The sequence below is a fragment of the Paracoccus xiamenensis genome (assembly GCF_011308835.1).
Lineage (GTDB): Bacteria > Pseudomonadota > Alphaproteobacteria > Rhodobacterales > Rhodobacteraceae > Paracoccus > Paracoccus xiamenensis.
In genome coordinates this window covers 204,436-228,680 of sequence record NZ_JAAOHY010000003.1, presented here as the reverse complement: position 1 = coordinate 228,680, position 24,245 = coordinate 204,436, and the positions used below count along the sequence as shown (strand labels likewise).

Genomic DNA, 24,245 nt, shown 5'->3' with positions numbered 1-24,245 from the left:
GGGGGCGCGCATGGTCAACCACATGCAGGCATTTGATGAAATCCGCACAGTGATCGGGGACCGGCTGTCAGTGAAGGACGCCGACCGCGATCTGCATGGCCAGTCCGAAACCTGGCACCGTGCGCCGCCGCCCGATGCCGTCGCCTGGCCCCACACGACTGCCGAGGTCAGCGCCATCCTGGCCATCTGCAACCGCCACGGCGTCCCGGTCATCGGCTGGGGCACCGGAACCTCGCTGGAGGGCCACGCCCTTGCCACCCATGGCGGGCTGGTGCTGGACATGATGCAGATGAACCGCGTGCTCGACATCCGGGCCGAGGATATGCTGGCCGTGGTTCAGCCCGGCGTCACGCGCGAGGCGCTGAACACCGATCTGCGCGCGACCGGCCTGTTCTTCCCCATCGACCCGGGCGCGAATGCCAGCCTTGGCGGAATGGCGGCGACGCGGGCCTCGGGGACGATGGCGGTGCGCTATGGCACGATGCGCGATGCCGTGCTGGCGCTGGAGGTGGTGCTTGCCGACGGCACCATTATCCGCACCGGCACCTGCGCCGCGAAATCCAGCGCCGGTTACGACCTGACCGCGCTGATGGTCGGATCCGAGGGCACGCTGGGCATCATCACCGAGCTGACCTTGCGCCTGCATGGCCAGCCCGAGGACGTGGCCGCCGCAGTCTGCGCCTTCGCCTCGATGGAGGACGCGGTGACCTGCGTGGCAACCACCATGCAGATCGGCATTCCGATGGCGCGGATCGAATTCATGGACCCCATCGCCATGCGCGCGGTGAACCTGCATTCCGGCACCGATTACCCCGAGCAGCCGCATCTGATGATCGAATTCAATGGCTCCCCCGATGCCGTGCGCGCCGATGCCGAGGCATTTGGCGAGATTGCCGCTGAACATGGCGGGCAGGGCTTTCAATGGGCCACCTCGCCCGAGGATCGCAAGAAGCTGTGGGAGGCGCGGCATGCCTCTTACTGGGCGACGCTGAAGCTGCGGCCGGGCGCGACGGGGGTGGTGACTGACGTTTGCGTGCCGATGTCGGAACTGCCGGGCGCCGTGACGGCGGCGGCGGCGGATATGGCGGCGGCCGGGATCCTTGGCGATATCGTCGGCCATGTCGGCGACGGCAATTTCCACACCCTGCTGCTGATCGAGCCCGGAAATGCCGAAGAGCTGGCCCGCGCGAAAGAGGTCGCGAATGCCATGGCCCGGCGCGCGATTGCCGTCGGCGGCACGGTGTCGGGCGAACATGGCATCGGCATCGGCAAACGCGGGCTGATGGCCGAACAGCATGGGCCTGCATGGGCGGTAATGGGCGCGATCAAGCAGTCGCTGGACCCGAACAATATCCTCAACCCCGGCAAGCTGGTGCCCGACAGGAACTGACTGCGGAACTGCATCATGTCCGAGGGGTTGAGGTCAGCCACCAAGGAGGAATTTCAATGGCTCAACCACCCGATCAGCCCGTCCAAAAGCAGGCGCGCCGGCACTCGCCCGCGGTGATCGCGATTGTCGTTGCGTTGGTCGTCGTCGTGATCGCCTGGATCGTATTCGGCAGTTCCGAACCGGAAACCATGACGGATGAGCCTACTGCCACCTCGGCGGAACCCGCTGCCGGCACGACTGCAGAAGGCCTTGCCGATGATCCCGCACCGGCAGCTGCACAATAAGCGCGCATTTCCGCGTCATTTGTCCTGACGATTTCGTGAGCGTGTTGCGGTCGTGACTTTATGAATATGCGCTGCGATAAGTCGAAAAACAGAACTGTCGAGGGGCACTCATGACGCGCATCGCTATCATCCTGTCGGCCATTGCCGTGCTGCTTCTTGCGGCCTGTGGCGGGCCGCGCACCGTCGTTGCGCCGGGCGGCAGCGGCGGCTGGGTCGGCGGGGCTGTGCCGCAGCTTGGCGACAATGCCCCCCATGCCTGGGTCGGCGGCCATCCCTATGACATGCCGGTCCACGGCATCGACATCTCGCGCTGGCAAGGCGTGATCGACTGGAACCGCGCCCGTACGTCGGGGATCAGCTTCGCCTTCCTGAAGGCGACCGAGGGCGCCGACCACTCCGACCCCGAATTCCGCCGCTACTGGCGCGAGGCCGGCAATGCCCGCATCCCGCGCGGCGCCTACCACTATTATTATTTCTGCCGCTCGGGCGCCGAGCAGGCGGCCTGGTATATCCGCAATGTCCCGCGCGAGCCGGGCTCGCTGCCGCCGGTGCTGGACATTGAATGGACCAACTCCAAGACCTGCCCGCGCCGCCCCGGCTCGGCCGAGATCCTGCGCGAGGCGTCCAACTTCATCGCCATTCTGGAACGCCATTACGGTCAGCGTCCGATCATCTACACCACGGTGGATTTCTATCGCGACAGTGGCATCGGTCGCCTGAATGCAGAATTCTGGCTGCGTTCGGTCGCGGGTCATCCGCGCAAGGTCTATCCGGGCCAACGCTGGACCTTCTGGCAATATACCGGGACCGGCAGCGTGCCGGGCATCCGTGGCAATGTCGACCTGAACGCCTTTGCAGGCAGCGTGAGTGACTGGCGCGCATGGCTGAATCGTCGACTGGTTCGCTGACCCCGCGTTTCACCTGGGCGCAACCCGGCCAGCTTGGCCGGGCGCGGCTGATCGCGGAGTTCGTGACGCTGTTCGTGGCGATCCCTGTCGCGATCGCCGTGTTCATGCCGCCCAGCTACCTGTTTGAATCGCTGGCCTTCTTTTCGCTCGCCGGTCTTGGGCTGCTTTGGTACACGGGCAACTTCAACTGGCGAGAGCTGTTCTGGGGCTGGGGGCGCTTTGATTGGCGCATGGTCGCGGGCTTTGCGGCGATCACCTTCACGGCCTCGGTGGTGGTGCTGTACCTGACAGAGCCACAGGCCATGTTCCGGTTCCTGCGAAGGAACTGGCGATTCATGCTGGTGATCTGGGTCTTCTACCCGATCCTGTCGGCGCTGCCGCAGGAACTGATCTTCCGGGTGCTGTTCTTTCACCGCTTCGGCCGCCTGTTCAGCGGCCCCAAACAGGCGGTGCTGGCCAATGCCGCGATCTTCAGCCTGGCACATCTGATGTATTGGAGCTGGATCGTCGCCATCTTCACCTTCGCGGGCGGGTTGGCCTTCGCCGTGGGCTATCTGCGGCGCGGCTTTCCCTATGCATGGTTCCTGCACGCCATCGCCGGAAACATCCTGTTCGCCGTCGGCATGGGCGTCTATTTCTACTCCGGCGCAGTTCAGCGCCCGTTCTGACGCATCCGGGGCCAGCATCGCCTTGACTTCCCGCCGCCGTGGCTGTTCATGCGGAGGCTGAACGAAAGAGGTCCGCCATGCACGCCTATCGCAGCCACACCTGCGCCGATCTGAACGCCAAGAATGCCGGGGAAACCGTCCGCCTGTCGGGCTGGGTTCATCGCGTCCGTGACCATGGGGGCGTGCTGTTCGTCGATTTGCGCGATCATTATGGCATGACGCAGGTGCTGGCCGATAGCGACAGCCCGGCCTTCAAGGACATGGAAAAGCTGCGTGCCGAAACCGTCATCCGCGTCGATGGCCGGGTAAAGCTGCGCGATGCCTCGCTGGTGAACCCGAAACTGCCCACCGGCGAGATCGAGGTCTACGCGACCGAGATCGAGGTCCTAGGTGCCGCCGACGAGCTGCCGCTGCCGGTCTTCGGCGATCAAGATTACCCCGAGGAAACGCGCCTGACTTACCGCTTCCTCGATCTGCGCCGCGAGTCGCTGCACAACAACATCATGCTGCGTTCGAAGGTCGTGCGGTCGCTGCGCAACCGCATGTGGGACGAGGGATTTACCGAGTTCCAGACCCCTATCATCACCGCCTCCAGCCCCGAAGGCGCGCGCGACTTCCTAGTGCCTTCGCGTCTGCATCCGGGCAAATTCTATGCGCTGCCGCAGGCACCGCAGCAGTTCAAGCAGTTGATCATGGTCGCGGGCTTTGACCGCTATTTCCAGATCGCCCCCTGCTTCCGCGACGAAGACCCGCGCGCCGACCGCTCGCCCACGGACTTCTATCAGCTGGACGTCGAAATGTCGTTTGTCGATCAGGAAGACGTGTTCAACACCGTCCAGCCGGTCATCCAAGGTCTGTTCGAGGAATTTGGCGGTGGCCGCCCGGTCGATGCCGACTGGCCGCGCATCCCTTATGCGGAATCGATGCTGAAATACGGCAGCGACAAGCCCGACCTGCGCAACCCGATCGAGATGCAGGTCGTCAGCGACCACTTCCGCAACAGCGGCTTTGCGATCTTCGCGAAACTGCTGGAACAGGACGGGACAGAGGTCCGCGCCATCCCCGCGCCGACAGGCGGCAGCCGCAAATTCGCCGACCGCATGAACGCATTTGCACAGGGGCAGGGCCTGCCGGGTATGGGCTATATCTTCTGGCGCAAGGCCGAAGACGGCTCGACCGAGGCCGCAGGCCCCATCGCCAAGGCCATCGGCCTCGAAAAGACCGAAGCGCTCCGCGTGCAGCTTGGTTTGGGCGAGGGCGACGCCGCCTTCTTCCTCGGCGGCAAGCCGGAGGCTTTCGAAGCCGTCGCCGGTCGCGCCCGCAACGAGATCGGGCGCGAGTTGGGCCTGACGGTTGAGGACCAGTTCAAATTCGCCTGGATCGTCGATTTCCCGATGTATGAGAAGACCGACGAGGGCAAGATCGACTTCAGCCATAACCCCTTCTCGATGCCGCAAGGGGGGCTGGAGGCGCTGAACGGCGATCCGCTGGCGGTGAAGGGCTATCAATACGATCTGGCCTGTAACGGCTATGAGCTGGTCTCGGGTGCGATCCGCAACCACAAGCCGGAAATCATGTTCAAGGCCTTCGAGCTGGCCGGTTACGGCGCGGACGAGGTCGAAAAGCGTTTCGGCGGCATGGTCAAGGCGTTCAAATACGGCGCCCCCCCGCACGGCGGCTGCGCGGCCGGTATCGACCGCATCGTCATGCTGCTGGCGGATGAACAAAACATCCGCGAGGTCATCATGTTCCCGATGAACCAGCGCGCCGAGGATCTGATGATGGGCGCGCCTTCGGAACCGACCAACGAACAGCTTCGCGACCTGCGCCTGCGTGCGCTGCCGAAGGAATAAGCCACCAGTCGTGACCCGACACAACCGCCGCCCGTGCAGATGCCGGGCGGCGGTTTTCGTTTGAAGCAATTGATGCAGCCATCCTTACGCGCCATGCAATATGCGGCAGCAAGATCGTTCGATCCGATCGCCATCGGGGGTTGGTAACCCGAGGCGCGCCTTTCCCAAGCTTCCGAAAACCGGGCCTCGCGGGCGGCGACTGATGTGTGTCGCTTGTCCTTAGCCTGGGAAAGCCTGTCCGAGCGCGTGGTGGTCGTCTGCCTTTCCCGGACGTGGCAGGAACAGCCAACGCTAGACTGCCAAGGGAACAAAGTGGCGGCATGATCGGTCATGGCGTTCCCGCATGCGACGAAGCAGCCGGCACCATCAGCGGATGAAGATTACTAAGCCTTGCAGGGCGGGGCTGGCAGATTGTTCCTAGCCGCCCTCATTCCAGCGCGTGCATTTTTCTACAACACCAAGGGGGTTGCCGGCGAAAACGCCATTGATAACCTGCGACAATGAAATCCGATGCGCTTCGCCGCCCGCTTGGTTCCTTCTTACCCGACTGGCACCCGCCCATGCGGCCGGGGCCTGACATCATACCCGGTCGCTACGTCCAACTGGCGCGGCTGGATCCCTTGCGCCATGCGTCGGCCATACATTCGGCGACGCAAGATGACCCGACGATCTGGGATTACATGAGCAATGGCCCCTTCCGCACCGCCGACGAACTGCGCGGTTGGATGGAAGGGGCTGTGGCCTCGGACGCCGTGTTCTATGCCTTTCTGCCCGCCGACGGGGGGGAAGCCTTCGGCTATGCCTCGTTCATGCGCATCGACGCCGGGAATGGTGTGGTCGAGATTGGCAATGTCGTCATCTCGCGCGCGGCGCAGCGCAGCAGGGCGGCTTCTGAAGCGCTTATGGCGATGGTCGATTGGGCCTTCGAGGCCGGCTTTCGCCGTATCGAATGGAAATGCAATGCACTGAACGTGGCCTCACGCCGCGCTGCGCGGCGTTACGGCTTTGCCTTCGAAGGCCTTTTTCGCAACCACATGATCATCAAGTCCCGCAGCCGTGATACCGCCTGGTTCGCCATGACCGATGCGGATTGGTCGGAGATCCGGGCAGCCTATCAGGCGTGGCTGGACCCGGCGAATTTTACCGGGGATGGGCTGCAGACAACCAGCCTTTCTGCGGCAACGAAGGCCGTTGTCGCCCGGGCAGAGGCTGCCGTTCGGGCGGGTTGAAGTCGTTCTGCACTGACGAAAATTGTGTGCAACTGGTGCCTCTTTAGGGGCAACAGAGGCCGGGCGATCCGTCATGGTGGAGCATTCCATGACGGATCGCCCGGATGCGGCGTTCAGGCAGTGCCCGCCGCCGTAAGCCGTTCATGAACAAGGCCGCGAATCCGCGTCAAATCGGTTGCCACCGCACGGCCGGCCTGATGGTCGCGGGCGAGCGCTGCCGCCGCTTCGGCCAGGGGCGCGTCATGCGCCGACCGGGCAACCCCGGCCAGAAAGCGCGCGATATAGTCGATCGCCGCTTCGTCGCTCGCGCCGGCCAGTACCTCGGCCACGTGGGCGAGATCGTCTCGCAGCGCGCTGTCGTCAGGGATAATGACATCGTCGGGCAATAAGCGCGGACCGCGCGGGCCGAGATCTGCCGGGAGCGTCGATAGGATTACCTGCTGGAACAATGCAAGGCTCTCAATCGGCTTTTCCATGAACTCCGCCGCACCGGCCCGCATGGCCTGATCGCGCTTATCGGGATCACCAGAAATCGCCAGAATGGTCGGTGCGCCCGCGCCGAGCGCGCGGACCTGCGCGATCAGTTCGGTCCCGCAGCCGTCGGGCAGGCCCATATCGACGATCACCACGGCCGGGCGATAGGTCTGGAGATGTCGCATCGCCGCGCGCAGGCTGTCAGCCCGCCGGATCCGTGCGCCGGAGCGCAGGCACAGCAGCCGCATGGCTTCCGAGGCAAAGCGGGAATCTTCGACCACCAGCACCGTCAGCCCGGAAAGCGGCCGCCCGGGCAGCTTCGCTTGCCACAGTGGTGCCGTTGCCCGAAGCGAATTTGGTTCAGTCTGCATTTTCCATCCCCTCATGGAATCACCTGATGATCCAAGACTAGGCGGGAAATGCCTAAGGGCTGGTTAATGCCCGGCCGGTTTTCCTTGGAATTGCCCTCGCTGACGCCTAAAAGGCCCGCGAGTGGCAGACGCGCCCCGCACCGGACCCATAGAAGGAGTTGACCCGATGAACCTGACTGGCGGCATCGTCCTTTATGCGGTCCTGTGGTTTCTGACTCTGTTCGTGCTGCTGCCGATCGGGCAGGTCAGTCAGGCCGACGCCGGCGAGGTGGTCCCGGGCACACCGTCAGGTGCGCCCGCAAATCCACGACTGGGCCGCAAGATGGCCTGGGCCACGCTGATTTCGGCGGTGCTTTGGGGGGCTTGTGCCTATGTCATCCTGGGCGGGCTGATCTCGCGCGAGGATATCATGCAGCTCGACCAGCTGGTGCGCTGAGCAGATGGTAAAGATGTGTGAATGAAGCCACCGCCAGCACCGGCACGGCGATATTCACCACCGGAATGGTCAGCGCGAAGGCAATCATCATTCCCAGTGCCGTGACCGTGACGCTGCGGGCCTTGCGCAGTCGGCCGGCCTCGGGTTCCGGAAGATGGCGGCGCGCGGCCAAATGGAAGAACTCGCGCCCCAAAAGCCAGCCATTCGCGCCATAGAACAGCACCGGCGCCAGCGGCCCCAGAAACGGCGTCAGCACCAAGCTGGCCAGGCCAACCAGCAGCACGAGCCCCATTACCGCCAGCGATTCCAGCAAGCCGTCCCAGAAATCTGGCTCGGCCCCGCGGGCTGCAGGATAGTGGATTTCTTCGACACGGGTGGCGACCTGTTCGGAAAACAGCCCCGCAAAGGCGGCAGCCACCGGGGCCATCAGGAAGAAACCGAGGATCGGAAACAGTGCCAGACTGCCCCAGCTGAGCGCCGAGCCGAAGGTCAGCTCTCCCCAGAAGGGCAGGGTGATGCTGTCTGGGCCGAACAGCCGCAGCGCCCAGAAGATCCCAGCCTGAAGCGCCACGAACAGCAGGATGGTCAGGGCGATGCCCATCGCCACCAATCCGAAAATGCGCGGGCGCGCCATGTCGGCCATGCCCAGGAACAGGGCGCGCAGTGCGATCATTTCAGCACCGTGGTCTTGGCGGCGATGTCGGGGCGCGGGCGGTCCGGCGGCGGGGCGTCGCGGCGGGCGCCGATATGGATAAAGCCGGCGATGCGTTCGCCCTCGGTCAGGTCCAGCTGGGCCTGTGCGAAATCAGGGGCGGCGGCCACGCCGGTCAGCCAGCTTGCGCCGTAACCAGATGCCAGCGCGGCATTGACCAGGCCCAGGCAGACGGCTCCGGTCGACAGGAACTGTTCCCATTCCGGCACCTTGTCGCTTGCAGCCGGGGTGAAGACGACCGCCACCACCACCGGGACGCGGAAGGCATCGCCATGTTTCTTCGCCTTTTCGGGCATGTTGCCCGCCCGCGCCGAGGCGGCCTCGACCAGCGGGGCAAGCCGTGCCAATGCAGCGTCACGCAGGATGATGAAACGCCAGGGCTCCAACTTGCCATGATCCGGTGCGCGGGCGGCGAGCGTCAGCAGCTCGGTCAGGGCCGCGTCGTCGGGTCCGGGCCCGGTCAGCAGCGCCGGCGGATGAGAGCGGCGGCTGCGCAGGAAATCGAGCGCGGCGGAGTTGGCGGCGGGCAGGGGGGCGGATGTCATCGGCGTCTCCTTTTGGCGGTGATCTAATCAACCGGGACGCTGCCGCCAAGCCTTGACGCGGTCGCGCCGGCGCGTTTCAACGGCATCATGCCGAAAGCTGCCGCCGATCTTCGCCATCTGGCCGTGCCCGAGACCCGCTTCGACGTGCGGGTCACGCCCAAGGCTGCGGCGAACCGCATCACCATTGGTGATGACGGCTTGATCCGTGTCTATGTCACCACCGTTCCCGAAGGCGGCAAGGCCACGGCCGCCGTAATCGCGCTGCTGGCCAAGGCGATCGGTATCCCGAAATCGCGGCTGGAACTGGTGCGGGGCGAGACCTCGCGCGAGAAGTCCTTTCGCGTCGTCGCCTGACTATTTCCGGCGATCCAGCCGATAACCGCCCTCGGGCAGGTTCAGCGCCGCGCGCAATTCATCCAATTGGCGCAGGCTCAGCGTGATTTCGCTGTAGCGGTCGGTATCGGGTTCGTCCTGACGGACTACCACGCGGTCATCAAATGCGGTGATGACGATATCGCCCTGCAAGGGCGCGCTTTCTGGTTCGTCGATCAGGGTGATGATGGTGGCGTCGAAATCGTGCTCGATGGTGAACATGGCATCCCCTGTCGTGAACTTATGGCCAACGTGGCCCGAAGTGGTTTGCCTCGCAAGGGGGGCTTGTCTATTCTGCGCTTCGGTCCGTCAGTCGAGAGTGAACATGATCCGCAACCGCGCCCGCCTTGCCCTTGTCTTTGCAACCGCTGCGGCCGCCCTGTCGGCCTGTGCGCCGGTGGTGGTGTCGGATACGCCGACAGTGCCCGCGCCCACGCAGCGCACCGCCGAAACCACGGTCGCGGCTCCGTCGCGCACGACGCCGCTGTCGCCCCGGCAGGCGGCGAACAATTTCCTCAGCGTGATTCGCAAGATGGAGCCGGCGGTTGAACGCGAATGCGTCGCGCGGCGGACCACCAATATCAATTGCGACTATCAGTTCGTGGTCGATGACCGCCCGCAGATGGAGCCGAACGCGTTTCAGACCCTGGACGATTCCGGGCGGCCGATCATCGGCTTCACCGTCTCGTTGATCGCGGCGGCGCAGAATGCCGATGAGCTCGCCTTTGTCGTCGGCCACGAGGCCAGCCACCACATCCTGAACCACCTGGCGCGCAAGTCGAGTTCGGCCACCGCCGGGGCGATCATCCTGGGCGGGCTGGCCGCTGCCGCAGGGGCAGATTCCAGCACGGTCAGCAGCATTCAGCAGATGGGGGCAAGTGTCGGCTCGCGCGTCTATTCCAAGGAATGGGAGCTTCAGGCCGACTACATGGGTGCGATTGTGACCATGAATGCCGGATACGACCCGGTGAATGGGGCAGAGTTCTTCCGCCGCATGCCTGATCCTGGCAACCAAATTCTGGGTTCCCATCCCTCTCGCGCGTCGCGCATGGCGCAGGTTCAGAAGGCGGTCGCCGACGTGCGCGCCGGGCGCACCCGTTAATCGCTGTCGCGCAGGCGGCTCCGACCTGTAGCGGTGCGCTTTAGTCTGCACTTATACGGTCGGAGCTGCGCAGTGGCACGGGAGCGGTGGCCGTCAAGCTTGGCTCAGCACGCAAATATTGCCGCTTTTCAGCTATGTTATCGCATATATCTACGATGCCCGCGCAGGTTTGCTTGACATGTCTGACAGAAAAGGGGTTCATTTGCACGACCGTAGGTTGTACACAGTTTTTTGTTATGACGTCGCGTCACTTTGGGGAACCAAGTTAGAACTAACAAAAACCGACTTCCGACAGCGGCTCAGGGTAGTTACTAATAATCGAGATTTGAACGGTGGCTCAGGCAACAACGGTTCACCGGCAGGAGGCAGGAATGATCGGAGTGGTGATCTGGAGCAGTGAATCCAGCCAGAAGGCGGTGATCTGGTGCGAAGATCAGGGGCCACTGGCCTATTTGCGCGGCTGCGATGGCTTGCTGGAACAGATCGACTGGCCAGTCCCGGGCGACTTGCTGCGGCTGGAATGCGAAACGGTCGGCAACCTGCGCCACGCCCACTCGGTCAGCATCATCGCCCCAAAAGCCTGCCCGCAACTGCCGGACGCCCTGATGGGGCAAACCAATCGCCCGGCGTCGCATCTGCATGTTATCTCGCGCAGCGATGCGCGGCCTTTGCGCAGTGTCCCGGCAGATGGCGCTGCCGACGAGGTTTACTCGCCGGCAATCAATCACTGATTATATCCTGCTAGCCTGCCGGACCTAGCACCGGGGCAATCAAGCCCCGCGCGCCAGCGCTGCCACACCCGTCCGTGCCTGATCGCTGAGTCCCAGCGGCCGCATCAGATCGGCAAAGGCGTCCAGTTTCTCTGGTGTGCCGGTGATTTCAAAGACAAAGCTTTTCAGGGTCGAATCGACGACATTGGCGCGGAAGATCTCGGCAATGCGCAGGGCCTCGACGCGATGTTCGCCGGTGCCGCCAACCTTGAACAGGCCCAGTTCGCGTTCCACGCTGGGCCCCTCCGCCGTCAGGTCATGCACGTCGTGTACCGGCACGATCCGGCCCAGCTGTGCCTTGATCTGTTCGATCACCGAAGGCGTGCCGCGCGTCACGATGGTGATACGCGAGCGGTGCCCCTCGTGGTCGGTTTCCGCAACCGTCAGGCTGTCGATATTATAGCCGCGACCCGAAAACAGACCGATGACGCGGGCCAGTACGCCGGGTTCGTTTTCGACCAGCACCGCCAGCGTGTGGCGTTCCTCGATCTGGGCATTGGGGTCGCGCAGATCATAGGCTGAATGGCTGGATGCGCCTTGCTTGATATTCAGAACCATCTTCATGCCCCCTCTTACACCAGCGCGCCGCCGCCGGTGAAGGCACCGGCCTCGGGCGATAGCAGCATTTCGTTATGCGGCTTGCCTGATGGGATCATCGGGAAGCAGTTTTCATGTTTCTCGACCAGCACGTCCAGAATGAACGGGCCGTCATATTCGATCATCTCGCGGATCGCATCGTCCAATTCCGCCGGGTCGCTGACCTGCCGGCCCTTGCAGCCGAAGGCCTCGGCCAGTTTGACGAAATCGGGCAGGCTGTCCGACCACGACTGGCTATAACGTTCGCCATGCAGAAGCTGCTGCCACTGGCGCACCATGCCAAGGCGTTCGTTGTTCAGGATGAACTGCTTGACTGGCGCGCGGAATTGCACGGCGGTGCCCATTTCCTGCATGTTCATAAGCCAGCTGGCATCGCCCGCCACGTTGATCACCAGCGCATCCGGATGTGCGACCTGAACGCCGACGGAGGCAGGCAGCCCGTAGCCCATCGTTCCCAGCCCGCCCGAGGTCATCCAGCGGTTCGGGTCCTCGAAATGCAGGAACTGCGCGGCCCACATCTGATGCTGGCCGACCTCGGTCGCGATATAGCGGTCGCGGTCCTTGGTCAGCGCCTCCAGCCGTTGCAAGGCGTGCTGCGGTTTGATGATCGTGTCCGAGTTCGTATAGGCAAGGCAGTTTGTCGCCTTCCACTGCTCGATCTGCGCCCACCATTTCTGAACGGCGGCGCTGTTGGTCTTGCGCCCGCGCGACTTCCAGATCTTCAGCATGTCTTCAAGCACATGCCCGACGTCGGCCTGAATGGGCAGATCGACATGGATGACCTTGTTGATGCTGCTGGGGTCGATGTCGATCTGCACCTTGATCGATCCGGGGCTGAAGTCGGCCACCCGCCCGGTGATGCGGTCGTCAAAACGCGCCCCCACCGCGATCATCAGGTCGCAGCCATGCATGGCCAGGTTCGCCTCGTACATGCCGTGCATCCCCAGCATGCCCAGCCAGTTCTTGCCGGATGCCGGGTATGCGCCCAGACCCATCAGTGTCGAGGTGATCGGGAAGCCTGTGGCATCCACGATCTCGCGCAACAACTGGCTGGCGGCGGGGCCGGAATTGATGACGCCGCCGCCGGTATAGAAGATCGGGCGCTCGGCCCTCTCCATCAGCTCGACCAGCTGGGTGATCGCATCGAGATCGCCCTTCTTCTTGGGCTGATAGGGGCTGGCGGGGATCTGCTTGGGGCCGACATATTCGGCCTCGGCGAATTGGACATCCTTGGGGATGTCGACCAGCACCGGACCCGGCCGGCCCGTGGTGGCGACATGGAAGGCCTGATGAATGGTCTGCGCCAGCTTCTCGGTATCCTTTACCAGCCAGTTATGCTTGGTGCAGGGGCGCGTGATGCCGACGGTATCGGCCTCCTGGAAGCCGTCAGTGCCCACCAGGAAGGTCGGAACCTGCCCCGACAGCACGATCAGCGGGATCGAATCCAGCAATGCATCGGTCAGCCCGGTGACGGCATTCGTGGCGCCCGGCCCCGATGTGACCAGCACAACCCCGGGCTTCCCGGTCGAGCGGGCATAACCTTCGGCCATGTGAACCGCGCCCTGTTCGTGGCGGACCAGAATGTGCTTGATGTCGTTCTGCTGGAAAATCTCATCATAGATCGGTAGTACCGCGCCGCCCGGATAGCCGAATACCGTATCGACGCCCTGATCCTTCAGGGCTTCAACGATCATTTTCGCACCCGTCATCTTTCGGGACATCGGACCATCCTTCTATCGATCGTGCAGCTATGCCGCAGCGCAGGAATAACAGCGCAGAGCGTGCCGCGCCGCCGCAAACTATTGGCGGGCGCCGGCAGCGTCAATGGGCGAATTTATCGAAAATGACGGAAAGTTCTCGAAAGACGCAATAATATTTCGCGCTTAGGGCAGGTCGATACGGGCAACCTGTTCGACGATGGGATCGACGGCCAGCGGATGGGCCTCATCCGAATGATCGGCGGGGTTGCCGATATCCTGCCAGACGCCGCCCTTGTAGATTTCCAGTGCCCCAAAGCGCGCCTTATAATCCATCTTGCGGCTGCCCGGCACCCAATAGCCCAGATAGACGTAAGGCAGACCTGTCTCGCGGGCGAGCTCGATATGATCGAGGATGATATGCGTTCCCAGACTGCGCGCCTCCAGCCGCGGGTCGAAGAAGCTGTAGACCAGCGACAGTCCGTCATCCAACACGTCGGTCAGGCAGACGGCGGCCAGGTCGGGATCGGTCATGGGATCGCCGGGCAGAATACCTTTGCCGCGATACTCGATGACGCGGGTGCGGACGGGCGTTTCCTCGATCATCGCGGCGAATTCGAAGATATCCATGTCGGCCATACCGCCATCGGCATGGCGACCGTCCAGATAGCGGCGGAACAGCTCGAACTGCTCTTCGGTCGCCCAGGCGCTGGTGGCGACGCGGTTCAGATCTGCATTGCGGTTGCGCACGCGGCGTTGGGTGCGGTTGGGGGCGAAATCGCGCACCCGGATCCGCGCCGACATGCAGGCGACGCAGCTTTCGCAGCTTGGCCGGTACAGCACGTTCTGCGACCGCCGGAAGCCCTGTCGCGACAGGGCGTTGTTCAGCTCTTGCGCATTACCGGGATGCAGCGCGGTGAACAGTTTGCGTTCCGCCCGGCCATGCAGGTAGGGGCAGGGCTGCGGAGCCGTGACATAGAACTGCGGCGCATGCGTCAGCGTATGCCGCATCAGCGGACCCTATTCCTGCGCGCTCCGGGACGTGCGGTGCGCGATGCTTCGCCAATGGTTGCAGTCATGCATTCCCGCCGATGACGCTCCTTCAGGGAACGGTAGCAACAGAACCGGCAAAGTCCAAGCGCAGAAGTTGGTTTACGCCGCCGCTGCGCCAATTGACGCGGCGCGGGCGATGGCCCTAACTCACGCCATGGAATTCAACGCCGCCATCACCCGCATGCCGATCCCCCATGACCCCGACCGCAGCGCCGAGGCGCGCGCTGCATTTGCGGACCTGCCGGGGCGAATCCCCGATCTGATCGCCGGCTCCGCCGGCTGCAGCCCCTATCTGTGGTCGCTGATGCAGAAAGAGGCTGATTGGCTGCTCGGGGCCTTGGCGCAGGCCGATGCCGGATTGGTTGCGCGCGAAACCACGGGGTTCGAGGATCTGGACGCAGATGCCCTGGGTCCGGCCCTGCGCCGTGCCAAGCGACGCGTGGCGCTGCTGGCGGGGCTGGCCGATCTCGGCGGAGTCTGGCAGCTGGAACAGGTGACCGGCGCACTGACCGAGCTGGCCGACCGTGCGACCGATCTGGCGCTGCGCGCGCATCTGCGTACGGAAATCGCCAAGGGCAAGCTGCCGCAGACGGATGCCGATGCCGGCGGCGTCTTCGCCATGGCCATGGGCAAGATGGGCGCGGCAGAGCTGAATTACAGCTCCGACATCGACCTGATCGTGCTGTACGATGACGCAGCCTTTGCACCCGATGACCAGCACGAGGCCCGCGCCGCGCTGATCCGCGTTACCCGCAAGATGGCGGCGACGCTGTCGGACAATACCGATCACGGCTATGTTTTCCGCACCGATCTTCGGCTGCGTCCCGATGCCTCGGTTACGCCGGTCTGCATCTCGGCCTCTGCCGCGCTGGCTTATTACGAGGCCGAAGGCCGCACCTGGGAACGCGCCGCCTATATCAAAGCCCGGCCCTGCGCGGGCAATATTGCCGCGGGGGAACGGTTCCTTGCCGATCTGCGCCCCTTTGTCTGGCGCAAGCATCTGGACTTTGCTGCCATTCAGGACGCCCATGACATGCGGCTGCGTATCCGTGACCACAAGGGGCTGGGCGGGCGGCTGACCATCCCCGGCCACAATATGAAGCTGGGCCAGGGCGGCATCCGCGAGATCGAGTTCTTCACCCAGACCCGGCAGTTGATCGCCGGCGGCCGCGACCCCGGCCTGCGCCAGCGAGGCACCGTGGCAGCGCTGGCGGCGCTGGCGCAGGCCGGCTGGATACCGCCCGCGATCGCCGATGAGCTGGCCGACCATTACCGCCAGCACCGCGATATCGAACACCGCGTGCAGATGGTGAATGACACTCAGACCCATGATCTGCCGAAGGATCCCCAGGGCTTGCTGAACATCGCCCAGATGACGGGCGAGGGCGACCTTGACGCCTGGACCGAACGCTTGCGCGAGCGGCTGGAACGGGTCGAAACCCTGACCGACGCCTTTTTCGCGCCCCAGGACAGCGCCGCCATGCCGGAAATTTCCGAGGCATCGCAGGCCATTATCGACCGCTGGGACGCATACGCGGCGCTGCGCACCGACCGGGCGCGGCAGATCTTCAAGCGCATCAAGCCCGATCTGCTGGGCCGCATGGCCCGCGCCGCGCACCCCGAAGAAGCGCTGTCGCGTTTTGACGGTTTCCTGCAGGGCTTGCCCGCCGGGGTGCAGCTGTTTTCGCTGTTCGAGGCGAACCCTTCGCTGATCGACCTGATTGTCGACATCTGCGCCACCGCGCCCGGCCTTGCCGCCTATCTGGGCCGCCACCCCGAGGTGCTGGACGCCGTGCTGGGCGGCACCTTCTTCGCCCCCTGGCCGGGCGAGGCCGGGCTGCGCGCGGACCTTTCGCAGCGCTTGCAGCAGCGGATGCAGGCCCGTGACGGCGGCTATGAACGCGCGTTGGACGAGGCGCGGCGTTGGGCGCATGAATGGCAGTTCCGGGTCGGCGTCCATCATCTGCGCGGGCTGTCCGACGCGGCGCAGGTGGGGCAGGAATATGCCGATATCGCCGACGCGGCCATCGCGGCGCTGCTGCCGCTGGTCGTGGCGCAACTGGCAGAGCGCCACGGCTCGCCACCGGGGCGCGGGGCGGTGGTGATGGGCATGGGCTCGCTGGGGGCGCGGCGGTTGAACGCGGCCTCGGACCTGGATCTGCTGGTGATCTATGATGCGGCCGGGGTCGAGGAATCTGATGGCCGCAAGCCGCTGGCGCCACGTGCCTGGTACGCAAAACTGACGCAAGCGCTGATCACGGCACTGTCGGCCCAAACCTCCACCGGGCGGCTTTACGAGGTCGACATGCGGCTGCGCCCCTCGGGGCGGCAGGGGCCGGTGGCGACTTCGGTTCAGTCCTTCCGCGACTATCAGATGACCGAGGCCTGGACTTGGGAGCATCTGGCGCTGACCCGTGCCCGCGTCATTGCCTCCTGCGGCGAAGATGGTCCCGCGCTCGCCGACGAAGTTGAAGCGCTGCGGGTGACGGTGCTGGCCGCACGGGGCAGCGATGCGCGGGTGCTGCCCGATCTGGCCGAGATGCGCGCCCGCATCTTTGCCGCCAAAGCCCCGGATGGTGCCTGGGAAGCCAAGATCGGCCGTGGCCGCCTGCAGGATATCGAATTGCTGGCCCAGAGCTTTGCGCTACGTGGCGCAGATCCGGCCCGCGGCCCCGAGGCGCAGCTGCGTGCCGGTGCCCGCCACGGCCTGCTGCCAAAGCCCGAAATCGAGACGCTGACGTCTGCGCAGCGTTTCCTGTGGCGGTTGCAGGCGGCAGGCCGATTGCTAAGCGAGAAGGCACTGAACATGGAGGAACTAGGTGCCGGCGGGCAGGAATTCCTGCTGCGCGAAACTGGCTGCGCCGATCTGCCTGAATTGGGCTCGCGGCTGGCCGAAATCATCAGATCGTCTGGTGCAATCGTCGACGCCGCGCTTGCGGCAGAGCCCGGTCCCGACGCCTAAGCCGGGCCCGCCTTCGCCTGCTGCGTAGCCTGCAAGCTTGGCTCTCGCCCTAACGGACGGGTGGCCGAGAGAAACGGGCCGAGCCGATCATCACGACAGGTTGCGCAAGCGGCCCGCAACGATTCAGCTGAATTGCTGCACTTGCGGTCCTGCCGCCAGCGCAGGATATCAGCCCCGGCGGCGTCAGGTCAGGTTGCGGACTGCCCCGCGATAATCGCTTTTAGCCCGACTGACGCCGCCGCTCCGCTGGCCGCTGCACCATAGTCAGGGCCGGCGCGGGTTGTGCCTCTGGATGGTCGGGCACCTCGTTCTGCGCATCGCCGAAGGCGAAGGTCGCGGGACGCGGCCCGGCAGGTACATGGGCGCTGTCAATCTGACCCAGCAACGGCACCCGGACGACACCTTCGGCGACCGGGACGGCCGTCGCGTCTTCGGTTTCGTCGAAGACGCCATGCGCGGTCTTGTCCCAGTAGAACGGGTTGACGACCACTTCATAGATGGCCTTCCAACCAGCCAGGCAACCCAGCGGATAGTAAAAATGCATCAACGGCACCCAGATCCGCAGATGGCGATGCTTGGCCCCGCGGACGGCCCAGAGGTTCACCGCCATGCCGATCAGTTCGGACGCCACGAACAGCGTGAACAGCGCCGGCACCGCATTGCCGCCCCAGAGCTGGCCCAGCGGTTCGCGCAGGGGATGGGGCAGGCCAAGGGCGAGCAGCCAGAAGCTCCACAGAACCGGGGCAAGCAGATATTGCGACATGGTGCCGAGAAACTGAATCTGAAAGGCCAGGAAGCGCCTTGGTCCCAGATCGCGCCACAGGGCCAGCGGGTCTCGCATATGCACGCTCCAGGTCATCGCATAGCCCTTCAGCCAGCGAGAGCGCTGCTTGACCCAGGGCAGGGCGCGGCAATTGGCCTCCTCGTCGGTGGTGGTGTCGATCAGCTCGGTCCGCCAGCCGTGGCGCGTCAGGCGGACGCCGAGATCGGCGTCCTCGGTCACGTTCCAGGCGTCCCAGCCGCCCAGTGTTTCCAGAATTTCGCGGCGGAAGAACAGCGTGGTGCCACCCAACGGCACCACCAGCCCCATCCGGGCAATCCCCGGCAGGTTGGCGCGGAACCAGCTGGCATATTCGATGGTGAAACACCGGGCCAGCCAGTTGGTGCGCGGATTGAAATAGTCCAGCTGACCCTGAAGGCAGGCGACATCGGGCGCGGCGGCGGCGAAGCCACGGGCGACCTTGTGCAGCTGGTCAGGATCGGGGCGATCCTCGGCATCCCAGACGCCGACGATATCGCCGCGGCAGAAGTTCAGCGCATAGTTCAATGCGCGCGGCTTGGTCTGCACCGGACCAGGGGGCACGGTGACGACGCGGATCCAATGGGGCAGGGTGGCACCGTCAAGCGCGGCGCGGGTGATCGGGTCGGTCGCCTCGACCACCAGCAGGATATCGGTCAGTTCGCGTGGGTAATCCAGGCGCGACAACCTGCCGACCAGTTTGCCGGCAACGTCGCTTTCGTGAAACAGCGGCACCATGACCGAGATCACCGGCAACCGGTCCTGCATCTGCGGTGCAGGTTTCAGTCCGGCAGCGATCAGACGGGTATCGGCGGCTTCTTCCGTCCGACGGCGGAGGACGGCGTGGAACGAGGCCAGCTTAAGCGCCGTCCCCGCCAGCAGCGTCAGTGCCGTCCAGACCGTCAGCGCCCCCAGCAGCCAGACCGGTGCAAGGATCGAACCCGCCGCAATGACTGCCAGCAGCGCCAGCGAGATCTGCGACACGCGCGTTGCATTACGGGTGCGGCAGCTTTCTTCAGCGGGGACACTGGTTTCGGCCTGTCGCGTCAACGAGGTCGTCCGTAACGCGATGATCGCCGCATGGATGCCGCTTTCGCTGGCCAGAAGCATCCGTACCGGGCCAAAATCTGCGGGCAGCTTGGCGCGCAGCTTGTCGAAATCCTCGGGCTGTGAGGTGGCCACGAAGGTGACCCCGCCGACGCGACGCCACGGCAGCACCGCATGTTTCAGGCAGAAACTGGCGCTCAACTGGTCGATCAGCCGGGCATCGGGGGGCATCGCCACCGGATCGACCGCCGAGGTCCGCCATTGCCGGGTCAGCGCGTGGGTCAACGCGGCCTCGGTCACCCAGCCTTGGGACAGCAGGATTTGACCCAGCCGCACATTCTGGCGCCGCCGCATCACCGTGGCCTTGAGCAGGTTCCCATGGCTGACGGCACCGTCTTCCAGAAGGATTTGACCCAGAGGGCGCAGATCGCGCTGCGCCAGCGCAGCGGCGACATCTGCCGCCTGCGGAACCTTGATACCGGCCCGAATCGGCACCAGGGTGTTGGTTGCAGCAGGCGTGGAAGTCATGGCGATTCCCCCTTGGTTTCGCCATCACTGCCATGTCGAGTTTAATTTAACGTTAATTGGGGATTAGCCCGCCCGACGGTTCCGCATCTGTTCGGCAAATCGTTCGAAAAGATAAGCTGAATCCTGCGGTCCGGGGCTGGCCTCGGGGTGATATTGCACCGAAAAGACCGGCCGCCCATCGACCGCTAGCCCGCAGTTGGAGCCGTCGAACAGGCTGACATGGGTTTCGCGCACGCCGTCCGGCAGGGTCTGTGCATCGACCGCGAAACCGTGGTTCATCGAGGTGATCTCGACCTTGCCGGTATCGACATCGCGGACGGGATGGTTGGCGCCGTGATGGCCATGGCCCATCTTGACGGTCTTCGCCCCAAGCGCCAGCGCCAGCATCTGGTGGCCAAGGCAGATACCGAAAACCGGCAGGTCGCGATCCAGCAGCTCGCGGATCATCGGCACTGCATAAGCGCCAGTTGCGGCGGGATCGCCGGGACCGTTCGACAGGAACACGCCTTCGGGTTCATGGGCCAGCACCTCTTCGGCCGTGGCGGTCGCGGGCAGGACGGTCACATCGGCACCGACCGCGACCAGCGAGCGCAGGATGTTGCGCTTGGCACCGTAATCCAGCGCCACCACCTTGAAGGGCTGCGCCTGCGCCTGCGGCGCGAATTCACCCGGCCATTCCCACAGCCCTGCGTCCCAGCGATAGCTTTGCCGGGTGGTGACCTCTTTCGCGAGATCGAGCCCGACAAGGCCCTTCCACGCCCGCGCCTGAGCGATCATGGCCTGAATGTCGAAATTGCCGTCCGGGTCGTGGGCCAGCACCACATGGGGGCTGCCCTGCTGGCGAATCGCGCGGGTCAGGCGGCGCGTGTCGATGCCACCAATCCCGATGCGGCCGCGGCGGGCCATCCAGTCCTGCAGCTCGGCCGTGGCGCGCCAGTTTGACGGCTCGGTCGGGTCCCATTTCACGACGATGCCGCTGGCGACCGGATCGCCTGCCTCGTCATCCTGTTCGGTGACGCCGGTATTGCCGATATGGGGGAAGGTGAAGGTCACGACCTGGCTGGCATAGCTGGGATCGGTCATGATCTCCTGATAGCCGGTCATGGCGGTGTTGAAGACCAGTTCTGCCACGACTTCGCCCGTGGCACCAAAGCCCCGGCCAGTAAAAATCGTTCCGTCTGCAAGGGCAAGGCAGGCGGTTGGCTTCGCGGCAGGCGCGGTCATGGGCTGGCTCCATCTGGTAATCGCGCGGAACCTAGTGAAACCGCGCTGGTTGGTCAAGCAAAGCCGGGCTTGATCGGGCGGTGTCGGCAGCCTAGATGATGCAGCTTCTGAATGTGTGGGGATTGCCATGGACCTGAAGACGAAAATCCAGTCCGCGACCAAGGACGCGATGAAGGCCAAGGACGCCCCGCGTCTGTCGACGTTGCGCCTGATTTCGGCCGCCATCAAGGACCGCGAGATCGCCGCCCGCAGCGGCGAGGGCGAGAGCGCGGGGCTGTCGGATGCGGATCTGCTGGCGATTCTGGCCAAGATGGTGAAACAGCGCCAGGAATCGGCGCGTGCCTATGAAGAAGGCGGGCGGCTGGAATTGGCTGAAAAGGAAAACGCCGAGATCCAGGTGATCGAGGAATTTCTGCCGCGCAAGATGAGCGCCGAGGAAACGAGCGCCGCACTGGACGAGGTGGTGACCTCGTTGGGTGCAACATCAGTGCGCGACATGGGCCGCGTGATGGCAGAGCTGAAGGCGCGTTACACCGGCCAGATGGATTTCGGTGCCGTCGGGCAGATGGTCAAAGAAAAGCTGCTGTAAGACGGTCGGGCCGGGCGCGCAAAGCCCCAGCCCGAATCACCTCTGCCGGCGACGCGGCGACGGGCGATGGTTCGGGTGAACGGCTGACGAAGCTCGCTTGCATCCCTCTGTAACGGGGTGACGCTGCCGTGCGACAAGCGCGGGCTAGGCTTGGTGCGAGTTCTGGTCGGCGATGGTGCGGTTGACCTCGTGCAGTAGCGCCTGGCGTTCTTCGGGCGAGAGGAACGCACCCAGTTCTACCTCGCGCCCCGTTTCATGATCTCCCGTCAGCACCAGATAGGATTCAACCGGGCCGGGGCGCAGCACCGCACGGATCCAGTAGGGGTTTGTCTGCCAAACCCGGTCCGCACGCCCCGGATCGCTGCGGGTCAGCCGTAATATGTCTTGCCTCAGTTCAAGAACTTCCAGTGTCGTGCCGCTGCGATAACTTCTGCTGATCGCCCACCAGATACCTGCGATGGCGGCAAGCATGAACGGCAGCAGCCCCCACAATACCGGGCGACCCAGCAGCGCGATCAGCGGCAGCGCAGACAGCCCCGCCGTCACCCCGATGAACCAGACGAACCCCTTGCGCGGCAACGAGCGATACGGCCAGGCGCGCAGAACCCGCATGCCGTCCCGGTCCTGCCATTCATAAGGCATCGGAATTACCCAGCGTTGTGACGAAAGATGACGGAGTATCGGTGACGTTCTGCAAGGGGGCCAGCAATATCGGACCTCATATGAAAACGGCCCCGGATCGCTCCGGGGCCGCTTGGTTTCTGGCTCAGCCCCGCATCAATGGGCGTGGCTGTGATCCCAGTCTTCGCGCTTGGGCAGCTGCTCGAACGTGTGTTCGGGCGGCGGCGAGGGCAGGGTCCATTCCAGCGTGTCGGCGTACTCGTTCCAATAGTTGTTCTCGGTCACGCGCTTGCCGGCGAACAACGTGTAGAAGACGATGCCGATGAAGAACAGGAACGAGGCAAAGGACAGGTATGCGCCCATCGACGAGAGATTGTTCCAGTAGGCGAAGGCGTCCGGATAGTCGATGTAACGACGCGGCATGCCCTGACGGCCCAGGAAGTGCTGCGGGAAGAAGGTCAGGTTCGCACCGATGAACATCATCCAGAAATGCAGCTTGCCAGCCCATTCCGGGTAATGGCGGCCCGACATCTTGCCCATCCAGTAATAGATCCCGGCGAAGATCGCGAAGACCGCACCCAGCGACATCACATAGTGGAAGTGGGCGACCACGTAATAGGTGTCGTGATAGACCCGGTCCAGCGGCGCCTGGCTCAGCACGACGCCGGTCACGCCGCCGACGGTGAACAGGAACAGGAAGCCGAACGCCCAGAGCATTGGCGTCTTGAACTCGATCGAGCCGCCCCACATCGTCGCGATCCAAGAGAACACCTTGATGCCGGTGGGCACCGCGATGGTCATGGTGGCCAGCATGAAATAGCTTTGCTGGGTCAGCGACATGCCGACCGTGTACATGTGGTGGGCCCAGACGACGAAGCCCAGGATGCCGATTGCGGCCATCGCAAGAACCATCGGCAGATAGCCAAAGACCGGCTTGCGCGAGAAGGTGGCAATCACATGGCTAATGATGCCGAAGCCGGGCAGGATGATGATGTAGACTTCCGGGTGACCGAAGAACCACAGGATGTGCTGGTACAGGATCGGGTCACCGCCGCCAGCCGGGTTGAAGAAGTTGGTCCCGAAGTTGCGGTCCATCAGCAGCATGGTGATGGCACCGGCCAGAACCGGCAGCGCCAGAAGGATCAGCCACGCAGTGATGAAGACCGACCAGGCGAACAGCGGCACCTTGAACAGTGTCATGCCGGGGGCGCGCATGTTCAGGAAGGTGGTGATGATGTTGATCGCACCCAGAATCGACGACGCACCCGAGACGTGGACGGCGAAGATCGCCAGATCCATCGAATAGCCGTCCTCGACGGTCGACAGCGGCGGGTAAAGAACCCAGCCCACGCCCGACCCGAAGCCTTCGCCCACAGGGGCCAGCAGCGACGAAACGCCAAGTGCCACGCCGCAGACATACAGCCAATAGCTGAGGTTGTTCAGACGCGGGAAAGCCATGTCCGGCGCACCGAGCTGCAGCGGCATAAAATAGTTGCCGAAACCGCCGAACAGCGCCGGAATCACGACGAAGAACATCATCAGGATGCCATGATAGGTGATCATGACGTTCCACAGATGGCCGTCCGGGGTACATTCGCGGCTGGCATCGGCGATGAAGCGCGCGCCCTCGACGCACATGTACTGCACGCCGGGGTGTTGCAGTTCCATCCGCATGTATACGGTGAAAGAAACCGAGATCAGGCCGACGATGCCGGCCGTGAACAGATAAAGGATACCAATATCCTTATGATTGGTGGACATGAACCAACGGGTAAAGAACCCCCGCGTGTCATGATGTCCGCCGGATTCGTGAACGGCTGCATCGGCCATTGCGCGATCTCCCTGGGTTGATCCTGAGGCAGCCGGCAGGGCCGGCAGATGTGCGTACCATAGACAAGGGCGCCGGATGCGGCAATGTGCCTCGGCGGGGAAACTGTCAGGAATGATGCAGTTTTTCGCGGCATGACAAAGCCCCCGCGACCGTGATCACGGGGGCTCGGGCAGGTTCTGCGAC

General features: G+C 64.1%; 23 protein-coding genes. 12 read left to right on the top strand and 11 right to left on the bottom strand.

Annotated elements, in window-relative coordinates:
• The first annotated feature begins 10 nt into the window (after positions 1-10).
• From G7044_RS09570 to G7044_RS09545, 6 genes are all read left to right on the top strand, one after another.
• Positions 11-1,390, top strand: coding sequence for an FAD-binding oxidoreductase (locus G7044_RS09570; RefSeq protein WP_166328311.1), 1,380 nt, complete (start codon positions 11-13; stop codon positions 1,388-1,390).
• Between the two features lie 56 nt (positions 1,391-1,446).
• Positions 1,447-1,674: a hypothetical protein gene (locus tag G7044_RS09565; protein WP_166328309.1), complete on the top strand. Its 228-nt coding sequence runs from the start codon at positions 1,447-1,449 to the stop codon at positions 1,672-1,674.
• Between the two features lie 110 nt (positions 1,675-1,784).
• Positions 1,785-2,582: a glycoside hydrolase family 25 protein gene (locus G7044_RS09560; protein ID WP_166328307.1), complete on the top strand. Its 798-nt coding sequence runs from the start codon at positions 1,785-1,787 to the stop codon at positions 2,580-2,582.
• A complete protein-coding gene (locus G7044_RS09555; protein WP_166328305.1) occupies positions 2,555-3,250 on the top strand; it encodes a CPBP family intramembrane glutamic endopeptidase in 696 nt (231 codons plus the stop codon). Before G7044_RS09560 ends, G7044_RS09555 begins: the two co-directional genes overlap by 28 nt.
• 77 nt (positions 3,251-3,327) lie before the next feature.
• Entirely contained in the window at positions 3,328-5,103 is a 1,776-nt protein-coding gene (gene aspS / locus G7044_RS09550; protein WP_166328303.1) for an aspartate--tRNA ligase, read from the top strand.
• A 560-nt stretch (positions 5,104-5,663) separates the two neighbouring features.
• On the top strand, positions 5,664-6,332 hold the full coding sequence (locus G7044_RS09545; protein WP_235931232.1) for a GNAT family N-acetyltransferase: 669 nt from the start codon (positions 5,664-5,666) through the stop codon (positions 6,330-6,332).
• A 113-nt stretch (positions 6,333-6,445) separates the two neighbouring features.
• Here G7044_RS09545 and G7044_RS09540 read toward each other — a convergent pair whose 3' ends face one another.
• Positions 6,446-7,177, bottom strand: coding sequence for a response regulator (locus G7044_RS09540; protein ID WP_166328299.1), 732 nt, complete (start codon positions 7,175-7,177; stop codon positions 6,446-6,448).
• A gap of 166 nt (positions 7,178-7,343) precedes the next feature.
• Here G7044_RS09540 and G7044_RS09535 point away from each other — a divergent pair, with 166 nt between their 5' ends.
• A complete protein-coding gene (locus tag G7044_RS09535; protein WP_166328297.1) occupies positions 7,344-7,613 on the top strand; it encodes a DUF1467 family protein in 270 nt (89 codons plus the stop codon).
• On the opposite strand, the gene G7044_RS09530 is transcribed toward G7044_RS09535, so the two are convergent.
• Both G7044_RS09530 and G7044_RS09525 read right to left on the bottom strand, forming a co-directional pair.
• Positions 7,585-8,286, bottom strand: a complete 702-nt coding sequence (locus G7044_RS09530; protein WP_207630245.1) for an EI24 domain-containing protein — start codon at positions 8,284-8,286, stop codon at positions 7,585-7,587. The genes G7044_RS09535 and G7044_RS09530 overlap by 29 nt on opposite strands.
• Positions 8,283-8,870: a nitroreductase family protein gene (locus G7044_RS09525; protein ID WP_166328295.1), complete on the bottom strand. Its 588-nt coding sequence runs from the start codon at positions 8,868-8,870 to the stop codon at positions 8,283-8,285. Before G7044_RS09525 ends, G7044_RS09530 begins: the two co-directional genes overlap by 4 nt.
• Positions 8,871-8,957: 87 nt before the next feature.
• Between G7044_RS09525 and G7044_RS09520 the strand changes: the two genes are divergently transcribed.
• A complete protein-coding gene (locus G7044_RS09520; protein WP_166328293.1) occupies positions 8,958-9,224 on the top strand; it encodes a DUF167 domain-containing protein in 267 nt (88 codons plus the stop codon).
• Here G7044_RS09520 and G7044_RS09515 read toward each other — a convergent pair whose 3' ends face one another.
• Positions 9,225-9,464, bottom strand: coding sequence for a hypothetical protein (locus tag G7044_RS09515; protein WP_166328291.1), 240 nt, complete (start codon positions 9,462-9,464; stop codon positions 9,225-9,227).
• 103 nt (positions 9,465-9,567) lie between these two features.
• Here G7044_RS09515 and G7044_RS09510 point away from each other — a divergent pair, with 103 nt between their 5' ends.
• Together G7044_RS09510 and G7044_RS09505 are read left to right on the top strand one after the other, a co-directional pair.
• Positions 9,568-10,344 carry a M48 family metalloprotease gene (locus G7044_RS09510; protein ID WP_166328289.1) on the top strand — a complete coding sequence of 259 codons (777 nt, stop codon included), beginning with the start codon at positions 9,568-9,570 and terminating at the stop codon, positions 10,342-10,344.
• Between the two features lie 371 nt (positions 10,345-10,715).
• Positions 10,716-11,075 (top strand): hypothetical protein, encoded by a 360-nt coding sequence (locus tag G7044_RS09505; protein ID WP_166328287.1) that lies wholly within the window; start codon positions 10,716-10,718, stop codon positions 11,073-11,075.
• Positions 11,076-11,114: 39 nt separating this feature from the next.
• Here the strand turns inward: G7044_RS09505 and ilvN are convergent, their stop codons facing one another.
• The 3 genes from ilvN to G7044_RS09490 form a co-directional block, all read right to left on the bottom strand.
• Positions 11,115-11,672 carry an acetolactate synthase small subunit gene (ilvN, locus tag G7044_RS09500; protein ID WP_166328508.1) on the bottom strand — a complete coding sequence of 186 codons (558 nt, stop codon included), beginning with the start codon at positions 11,670-11,672 and terminating at the stop codon, positions 11,115-11,117.
• A 14-nt stretch (positions 11,673-11,686) separates the two neighbouring features.
• Positions 11,687-13,432 carry an acetolactate synthase 3 large subunit gene (locus G7044_RS09495; protein WP_166328285.1) on the bottom strand — a complete coding sequence of 582 codons (1,746 nt, stop codon included), beginning with the start codon at positions 13,430-13,432 and terminating at the stop codon, positions 11,687-11,689.
• Positions 13,433-13,594: 162 nt separating this feature from the next.
• Entirely contained in the window at positions 13,595-14,419 is an 825-nt protein-coding gene (locus G7044_RS09490; RefSeq protein ID WP_166328283.1) for an arginyltransferase, read from the bottom strand.
• Between the two features lie 196 nt (positions 14,420-14,615).
• Between G7044_RS09490 and G7044_RS09485 the strand changes: the two genes are divergently transcribed.
• Complete coding sequence (locus tag G7044_RS09485) at positions 14,616-17,423, top strand: [protein-PII] uridylyltransferase family protein (protein WP_166328506.1); 2,808 nt, start codon at positions 14,616-14,618, stop codon at positions 17,421-17,423.
• 220 nt (positions 17,424-17,643) lie between these two features.
• Here the strand turns inward: G7044_RS09485 and G7044_RS09480 are convergent, their stop codons facing one another.
• Positions 17,644-19,797, bottom strand: a complete 2,154-nt coding sequence (locus tag G7044_RS09480; RefSeq protein WP_166328280.1) for a glycosyltransferase — start codon at positions 19,795-19,797, stop codon at positions 17,644-17,646.
• A 63-nt stretch (positions 19,798-19,860) separates the two neighbouring features.
• Entirely contained in the window at positions 19,861-21,021 is a 1,161-nt protein-coding gene (gene carA / locus G7044_RS09475; RefSeq protein ID WP_166328278.1) for a glutamine-hydrolyzing carbamoyl-phosphate synthase small subunit, read from the bottom strand.
• Between the two features lie 127 nt (positions 21,022-21,148).
• Here carA and G7044_RS09470 point away from each other — a divergent pair, with 127 nt between their 5' ends.
• Positions 21,149-21,610, top strand: a complete 462-nt coding sequence (locus G7044_RS09470; RefSeq protein ID WP_166328276.1) for a GatB/YqeY domain-containing protein — start codon at positions 21,149-21,151, stop codon at positions 21,608-21,610.
• 144 nt (positions 21,611-21,754) lie between these two features.
• Here the strand turns inward: G7044_RS09470 and G7044_RS09465 are convergent, their stop codons facing one another.
• Together G7044_RS09465 and ctaD are read right to left on the bottom strand one after the other, a co-directional pair.
• On the bottom strand, positions 21,755-22,222 hold the full coding sequence (locus G7044_RS09465; protein ID WP_235931231.1) for a DUF2244 domain-containing protein: 468 nt from the start codon (positions 22,220-22,222) through the stop codon (positions 21,755-21,757).
• A 165-nt stretch (positions 22,223-22,387) separates the two neighbouring features.
• Positions 22,388-24,061 carry a cytochrome c oxidase subunit I gene (gene ctaD / locus G7044_RS09460; RefSeq protein ID WP_166328272.1) on the bottom strand — a complete coding sequence of 558 codons (1,674 nt, stop codon included), beginning with the start codon at positions 24,059-24,061 and terminating at the stop codon, positions 22,388-22,390.
• Positions 24,062-24,245: the final 184 nt, after the last annotated feature.